Here is a 551-nt window from a genome sequence, read left to right on the forward strand (position 1 = left end):
CGCCGAGCGCCTGCACCGGTGGATGTTCGAGCAGCCCGACGCCAACGCCGAGGCCATCGCGAAGATCACCGCGGCGGGCGCGTTCATCATGGGGCGCAACATGTTCGGGGCCGACCGGGGCGACTGGGACCTGGACTGGACCGGCTGGTGGGGCGAGGAGCCGCCGTACCACGCGCCGGTGTTCGTGCTGGCCCACCGGCCCCGCGCGAGCGTGCCGATGAAGGGCGGCACGACGTTCCACTTCGTCACCGACGGGATCGAGGCCGCCCTGACGCGGGCCCGGGAGGCCGCCGGCGACCGCGACGTGTCGGTCGCCGGCGGCGCGCACACGGTGAACCAGTACCTGGCCGCCGGGCTGATCGACGAACTGCGCCTGCACCTGGCGCCGGTGGTGCTCGGCGCGGGCGAGCGCCTGTTCGCCGGGGTCGGCGACCTGGGGCTGGAGCTGGTCGACCAGTCGGGCACCGACCTGGTCACCCATCTGACCTACCGCGTGTCGCGCTGAGGGGCGGGGGTCAGACCTTGTCCAGGGCGCGGGCGAAGTCCTGCCA

1 protein-coding gene is annotated in these 551 nt (G+C 73.9%); it reads left to right on the forward strand.

Translation table 11 applies throughout. The annotated features are described in order from the left end of the window. Positions 1-505 (forward strand): dihydrofolate reductase family protein (locus tag AKI01S_RS48695; protein ID WP_067833956.1); only part of this gene is annotated, 505 nt, incomplete at its 5' end. Between the last annotated feature and the right edge of the window lie 46 nt (positions 506-551).

Source organism: Actinomadura kijaniata NBRC 14229 (genome assembly GCF_001552175.1).
Lineage (GTDB): Bacteria > Actinomycetota > Actinomycetes > Streptosporangiales > Streptosporangiaceae > Spirillospora > Spirillospora kijaniata.